We start from the raw sequence: 6,358 nt of genomic DNA, 5'->3' as shown, positions 1-6,358 counted from the left end.
AAACGGCGGTCCTAACCTCACCGACAGCACCGATTTTCGCCGCTGTCGATGGGGAAAGGGGGAAACCACACCGCTTTTTCCGCAGCCTGCTAGCCGGCTTGCGGGACGGGTCCCGACAGCAGGCGGGCCAGGAGGCGGGACTGCTCCTCCGTCAGGGCAAGGAAGCGCGCCGCGAACCGGCCGGACCGTCGGTTGGCCGCCGAGACGGTCAGTTCGATGGGCTCCACCGCCGCGGCGCCGTCGACCTCGGCCTGCGGGGCCGCGACCGGCGACTCGCCGGTCTCGTCCACCAACTCCAGGGTGGCCCGCTGGCCCTTGGCCGGCAGCGGTGCGCGTTCGCCGGCGAACGGCGGCACGGCCAGGGTGCCGGTGAGCGTGTTCTCGGGTGCGATGGTGACCAGGCACGGCATCCCGTTCAGCCGTGCCCGCACGGCCCTTCGCTCGGCCGCGACCGCCGCCTGTGCCGCATCGACGGCGGCCGTCGGACGGCTGTCGGGCGCGGTGGCCTCCGTGTCGCGCTGGCTCATGGTGTCCCCGTAAGCATCCATGGCGCTCTTGTCCCCCCAGCATGGGTGTACGATAGGCGGTGCAGGCGGGGTGCGTCCGGCTCCGGGAGCAGCGCCATGGTTCCAACGATCCGGGTGATGGGGCGCCCCGCCGGGTGCGCCGCAGATGAAGACCGTTCTGTTACGATATGATGGCGACCACCGTCCATGAAGTCCAAACGGCGGAGGCCATGGTTCAATGGAGTGTGGCGTTTCGGCATCAGCCGGCCACGCGTGGCCGGGCCCGCTGACCGCTGCCGCGCGGGTCAGGCGGCGGCCGAGTCGGATCCGCCCGGCGTGGCCCCTCCGGGCGCCGGTTCGAGGACGAACAGCTCGTTCACCCGCGCCTGCTCCAGGATGGCCCGCGCCACCGGGGTCACGCCCCGCAGACGATAGGCACACTCCCGGTGTTCGGCCAGTTCCTGGGCCATCAGCAGCATGCCGATGCCACTGGAGTCGATGAAGTCGACCTCGCTCATGTCGACCACGAAACAGCGTGCGTCGGAGCGATCCAGGTGGTCGAGGAGGGCGGCGAACCTGTCGAACACGGCATGGGTCAGCGCACCGCACAGGTGCACCACCGCCGTGTCGTCTCCGTGCTTACGAATCATGCCAGCCATGCCACAGTCCCCCGAGCGTCGCGGTGCGCGTGCCGTCCCTCCCTAACGCCCGCCTTTGCGGGTCGTTCCGATGCCGTGTTGTCAGACTTCATGACGGCGTCGGTGCCCTTCAGGCAATTGCGCCGATGGTCATAGGCGATACCCGAAAGAACGTCCTCTCCTACGAAAGGCGTAAATCCGATCTTGGGACATGGCAGCCCCGGTCGTCAACTGGTCCGATGGACTCTGGGGTTTCGTTGTAAAGCCCCAACGGTTTTCCCCGTATGGGGCACGGCCACCGTTGACACGCTCGAGGTGGCGGCCCCGGCCCGTCGGATGAAGCCTGAAGGCGCCGGTCGGTCTTGTCGGATCTCAGGAGCCGGCCGACGCCGTCTTGCGTCCGCTGGATTTGCGCGAGGTGGCCGTCCCGCCGCCGCTCGCCGTGCCCCGGCCGGCCGTCTTGGATGCCGTCTTGGATCCTGTCTTGGAGTCTGTCTTGGTCGTCCGGGCCTTGCTGGCGGCCGCCTTCTTGGTCGTGCCTTTGGGGGCCGTCCCCTTGGGGGCGGTGCTCGCGCCAGCGCCGGCGCTACCTCCGGCCTTGGCGGCGTCCTTCTCCGCCTTGGCGCGAATCAGGTCGAGCGCACGGTCCAGGGTCAGGCCCTCGATGTTCTCGCGGTCGGCCTTGAGCAGGGAGGCCCGCGCCTTGCCGTGCTCGACGTAGGGGCCGAAGCGGCCGTCCTTGAGCATCACAGGTTTGCCATCCTCGGGATGGGCGCCGAGCGAGCGGGCGGCCATGCGGGTGCGTCCGCCGCCCTGCTGGGCCAGCAGGTCGACGGCCCGGTTCAGGCCGATGGTCAGGACCAGGAGCGGATCCTCGTCCTTGGGCAGCGATTTGTAGATATCGCCATGCTTCAGGTACGGCCCGAAGCGACCGAGACCGGCCTGGATCACGCCGTGATCGTCCGGGTGGGTGCCGATCTCGCGTGGCAGCGACAGCAGCCCGAGGGCCACCTGGAGGTCGACGCGGTCGGCGTCCAGACCCTGCGGCAGCGACGCGCGCGGCGGCTTCGGTCCCATCTTGGGCTTGCCCGTCTTGGTCTCGCCGATGCGCTCCTGCTCCCCGAGTTGGACATAGAGCCCGTATGGCCCCTTGCGCAGGGTGACCATCTTGCCGCTCTCGGGGTCCACGCCCAACTCGCGCGGTCCGGCCGCCAGATCATCGGCGCCGCCGTCGTCGTCGGCGGAGGCCACGAGCTGGCGGGTATAACGGCACGGCGGGTCCGCGTTGTAGTTCGAGCACCCGATGAAGGCGCCGAACTTGCCCAGCCGCAGGCCGAGACGGCCGCTGCCGCATTTGGGGCAGACGCGCGGATCGGTGTCGTCCTCGCGCGGCGGGAACAGGTGCGGCCCCAACTCGGCGTCGAGGGCATCGAGGACGTGGGCGACGCGCAGGCCCTGGATCTGGTCGACCGCGGCCTTGAAGTCGGTCCAGAAGTCTTGCAGCACCTCACGGTAGCCGAGCGCGCCCGCCGAAATCTCGTCCAGCTTGTTCTCCAGGTCGGCGGTGAAGGAATACTCCACGTACCGCGCGAAGAAGTTCTCCAGGAAGGCGGTGACGATGCGGCCGCGGTCCTCGGGCACGAAGCGGCGGTTCTCCAGGCGCACGTAGTCTCGGTTCTGGAGCACGGACAGGATGCTGGCGTAGGTGGAGGGCCGGCCGATGCCCAGCTCCTCCATCTTCTTGACCAGGCTGGCCTCGGTGTAGCGCGGCGGCGGCTGGGTGAAGTGCTGCTCGGCCTTGACCTCGCGCCGGTCCACGGCGTCGCCCTGGCGCAGCGGCGGCAGCAGGCGGTTGCTGTCTTCGTCGCCGCCACCCTCGCCGGCATCGTCGCGGTCCTCGAAGTAAACCTTTAGGAAGCCGTCGAAGGTGATGACCGAGCCGGTGGCACGCAGCACCGCGCTGCCGTCCGCGGCGGTCAGGTCCACGGCAACCTGGTCCAGCTCGGCGCTGGCCATCTGGCTGGCGACGGTGCGCTTCCAGATCAGCTCGTACAGGGCGAGCTGCTCTTTGGTGACATAGGGCGCCACCATGGCGGGTGTGCGCCCGGGGTCGGTGGGGCGGATGGCCTCGTGCGCCTCCTGAGCGTTCTTGGCCTTGGTCTTGTAGACGCGCGGGCTGTCGGGCAGGTAGCGGGTGCCGTAGTCGCGCGCGATGGCCGAGCGCGTGCCCTCGATCGCCTCGGGCGCCATCTGCACGCCGTCGGTCCGCATGTAGGTGATCAGGCCGACGGTCTCGCCGCCCAGGGCCACGCCCTCGTACAGCCGCTGGGCCACACTCATGGTGCGCGAGGCCGAGAAGTACAGCTTGCGCGAGGCTTCCTGTTGCAGCGTCGAGGTGGTGAAAGGGGGGGCCGGATTGCGCCGGGTGGTCTTGCGCTCGACCTTGCCGACCGAGAAGGTGGTGCCCTTGATGGCGGCCTCGGCGGCGCGCGCGGCGGCTTCGTCGGGCAGCCCGAACTTGTCCAGCTTCTGGCCGTGCAGGTGGGTCAGCCGGGCGGTGAACGTCTGGCCGCCGTCGGGACCGGTCGTGGCCATCAGGGCCTCGATGGTCCAGTACTCGCGCGGCCGGAACCGCTCGATCTCGGCTTCGCGGTCGCAGACCAGGCGCAGCGCCACCGACTGCACCCGGCCGGCGGAGCGGCTGCCCGGCAGCTTGCGCCACAGCACCGGGGAGAGCGTGAAACCGACCAGGTAGTCCAGCGCACGGCGCGCCAGATAGGCTTCGATCAACTCGCGGTGCAGGTCGCGCGGCGCCGCCATGGCGGCCTCGACCGCGCCCTTGGTGATGGCGTTGAAGGTGATGCGGTGCACCGGCTTGTCGCCCAGTGCCTTGCGCTGGTCCAGCACGTCGCGGACATGCCACGAGATGGCCTCGCCCTCGCGGTCGGGGTCGGTGGCGAGGTAGAGCGTATCGGCCTTGCGCACCGCCTCGGTGATCTCGCGCAGGTGCTTCTCCGACTTGGGGTCGACCTCCCACTTCATGGCGAAGCCGTGATCCGGGTCCACCGAGCCGTCCTTGGCGGGCAGGTCGCGGACATGGCCGAACGACGCCAGGACCTTGAAGTCCTCGCCGAGGTACTTGTTGATGGTCTTGGCCTTGGCCGGGGATTCGACAACGACAACGCGCATGAGCCGCGAACGCCTTTCGTCCTGTGCGGATGCGATTCCGCCGCCGGGGCCAGGCGGGCGGATCAGGGTCCCGTCAACAGCGCGACCCTACCCCCTGGCAGGCGTTCCAGACGCCCCGCCAGTTCCAGCTCCAACAGCACGGTCGCAACGACGGATACGGACAATTGGCAGCCGCGGATGAGTTCGTCAACCGTGACCGGGGCGGGACCGAGCGCGACGAGAACCACCGCGCGGGCGGCGTCGGCCTCGGCGTCGGACACCGGTTGCGCCGCGCCGACGCGGAATTGGGCCGCCTCCGGCTCGGCCAGCGGCGCGCGCAGCAGGTCGGCCAGGCCGCGCAGCACGTCGTCGGCGGTCTCCGTCAGCGTGGCCCCCTCGCGCAGCAGCCGGTTCGGACCGGCGGCCCGGGGATCCAGCGGCGAGCCGGGGACCGCGAACACCTCGCGGCCCTGCTCGGCGGCGAGGCGCGCGGTGATGAGCGAGCCCGAGCGCGCCGCCGCCTCCACCACCACCACGCCCAGGGCGATGCCGGAGATGATGCGGTTGCGGCGCGGAAAGTGGCGCGCCTGCGGCGCCTCGCCCAGCGGCATCTCGGACAGCACCACGCCGCGGTCGACAAGCGCGTCGTACAGGCTCTGGTTCTCCGGCGGATAGACCACGTCCACCCCGCCCGCCAGCACCGCGGCCGTGCCGCCGGCGAGCGCCCCTTGGTGGGCCGCGGTGTCGATTCCCCGGGCCAGACCGGACACCACCAGCAGGTCGGCCCGCGCCAGGTCCTGCGCCAGCCGGTGGGCCAGCTTGCGGCCGTTCAGCGAGGCGTTGCGGGCGCCCACGATGGCCACGGCGCGGCGCTCCAGCAGGGACGCGGATCCGACCGCGAACAGCAGCGGCGGGCTGTCTTCCAGCGGGGCCAGGGCGCGCGGATAGCCGGAGTCGCCGTGCGCCAGCACCTGGACGCCGGCGCGCGCCAGGGCCGCCAGTTCGCGCTCCGCCGCCGCGCGGGAGCAGACCCGCAGCGGCCGGGTGCGGCCGCCGCGCCGGGCCAGCGCGGGCAGGGCCTCCAGCGCCGCCGCCGCGCTGCCATACTGTCGCAGCAGCCGGTGGAAGGTGATCGGCCCGACGTTCTCGCTGCGGATGAGGCGCAGCCAGTCGCGCCGGTCGGTGTCGCTGAGGGCCATGGCGGGCACGGTCTGGAGGGAGCACATGGGGCCATCGTGCCGCAGCCGCCCCCCGCACTCAAACGTTTTCGGTGTTTATCCCGCGTTGGCTCCCGGTATGATGCAGCCGATTGCGACAAACTGGGCTTGGGGCGGGATGTCGGTGTGTCGCGATCCGCGCTGAGGACGCCGGAGGGCGGTGCGGCAGGGGCTGCCCGGGTGGCGTGCGCCGGCCCGGCAGGACTTGCCGATGCGGCCGCGGCCGCCCGGGGCGCAGGGGCCGAGTCCCGGGCCGGGCCGCTGGCACGTTGGTTGCTTCGCGGACTGCCAACCCCTCTCGCCGTGCGGAGAGCCCAAGCCATGTCCGTGACCCCGTTCGCCGATCTCAGCAAGCTGCGCGAGGCCCGCCGCTCCGGCTCGGCCCGCCCCCGCGAGGACGCCATGCCCGAGATGGATCCGCTGCCCGAGGGCCGCCTCACGACCAAACAGTTCAACCGTCACCTCGCCCACGTGCTGGAGGAGCAGACCAAGCACGCCATCACCAAGTACGTCGGCGATGTCGACCCGGTGGAGGTGCTGGACCTGGCGCGGCGGGTCGCCAACCTGCGGGCGCGCTACGTGGCGACCGCCCTGGCCGCGTCGGGGGCGACGGCGCCGCCGACCAAGGCCGAGGTGGAGGAGATGCGCTTCATGCGCGAGCGCATCGAGGAACTGGAGCACGCGCTGTCCAGCGTGCGCGAGGCCATCGCCAACGAGGTGGTCCGGGTCAAGAACGTGGTGGCGGACTGAGGGGGGATCCGATACGAGCGGTGGGGCGCGGGGCGATGCCCCCGTGCGTCGGACGCCAGTCCCGGCGGCGTCCCCCGAC

The 6,358-nt window shown here is 71.0% G+C and carries 5 protein-coding genes; 1 reads left to right on the top strand and 4 read right to left on the bottom strand.

Features of this window, described 5'->3' with window-relative positions:
- Positions 1 to 89: 89 nt before the first annotated feature.
- The 4 genes from GGD88_RS14100 to dprA all read right to left on the bottom strand — a co-directional run bounded on the left by GGD88_RS14100 (position 90) and on the right by dprA (position 5,538).
- Complete coding sequence (locus tag GGD88_RS14100; RefSeq protein WP_184436540.1) at positions 90 to 548, bottom strand: hypothetical protein; 459 nt, start codon at positions 546 to 548, stop codon at positions 90 to 92.
- A gap of 263 nt (positions 549 to 811) precedes the next feature.
- Positions 812 to 1,165, bottom strand: a complete 354-nt coding sequence (locus tag GGD88_RS14095; RefSeq protein WP_184436538.1) for an STAS domain-containing protein — start codon at positions 1,163 to 1,165, stop codon at positions 812 to 814.
- Positions 1,166 to 1,516: 351 nt separating this feature from the next.
- Positions 1,517 to 4,333, bottom strand: a complete 2,817-nt coding sequence (topA, locus tag GGD88_RS14090) for a type I DNA topoisomerase (protein ID WP_184436536.1) — start codon at positions 4,331 to 4,333, stop codon at positions 1,517 to 1,519.
- A 62-nt stretch (positions 4,334 to 4,395) separates the two neighbouring features.
- The gene (gene dprA / locus GGD88_RS14085; protein WP_184436534.1) at positions 4,396 to 5,538 is read right to left on the bottom strand and encodes a DNA-processing protein DprA; all 1,143 of its coding nucleotides are present in this window, start codon (positions 5,536 to 5,538) and stop codon (positions 4,396 to 4,398) included.
- A gap of 312 nt (positions 5,539 to 5,850) precedes the next feature.
- Between dprA and GGD88_RS14080 the strand changes: the two genes are divergently transcribed.
- Entirely contained in the window at positions 5,851 to 6,279 is a 429-nt protein-coding gene (locus GGD88_RS14080; protein WP_184436527.1) for a hypothetical protein, read from the top strand.
- Positions 6,280 to 6,358 lie beyond the last annotated feature (79 nt).

The sequence above is a fragment of the Roseospira goensis genome (assembly GCF_014197795.1).
In the GTDB taxonomy this organism is placed as follows: domain Bacteria; phylum Pseudomonadota; class Alphaproteobacteria; order Rhodospirillales; family Rhodospirillaceae; genus Rhodospira; species Rhodospira goensis.
Note: the sequence above shows the minus strand (reverse complement) of the source record. Positions and strands in the feature narration are given on the sequence as shown.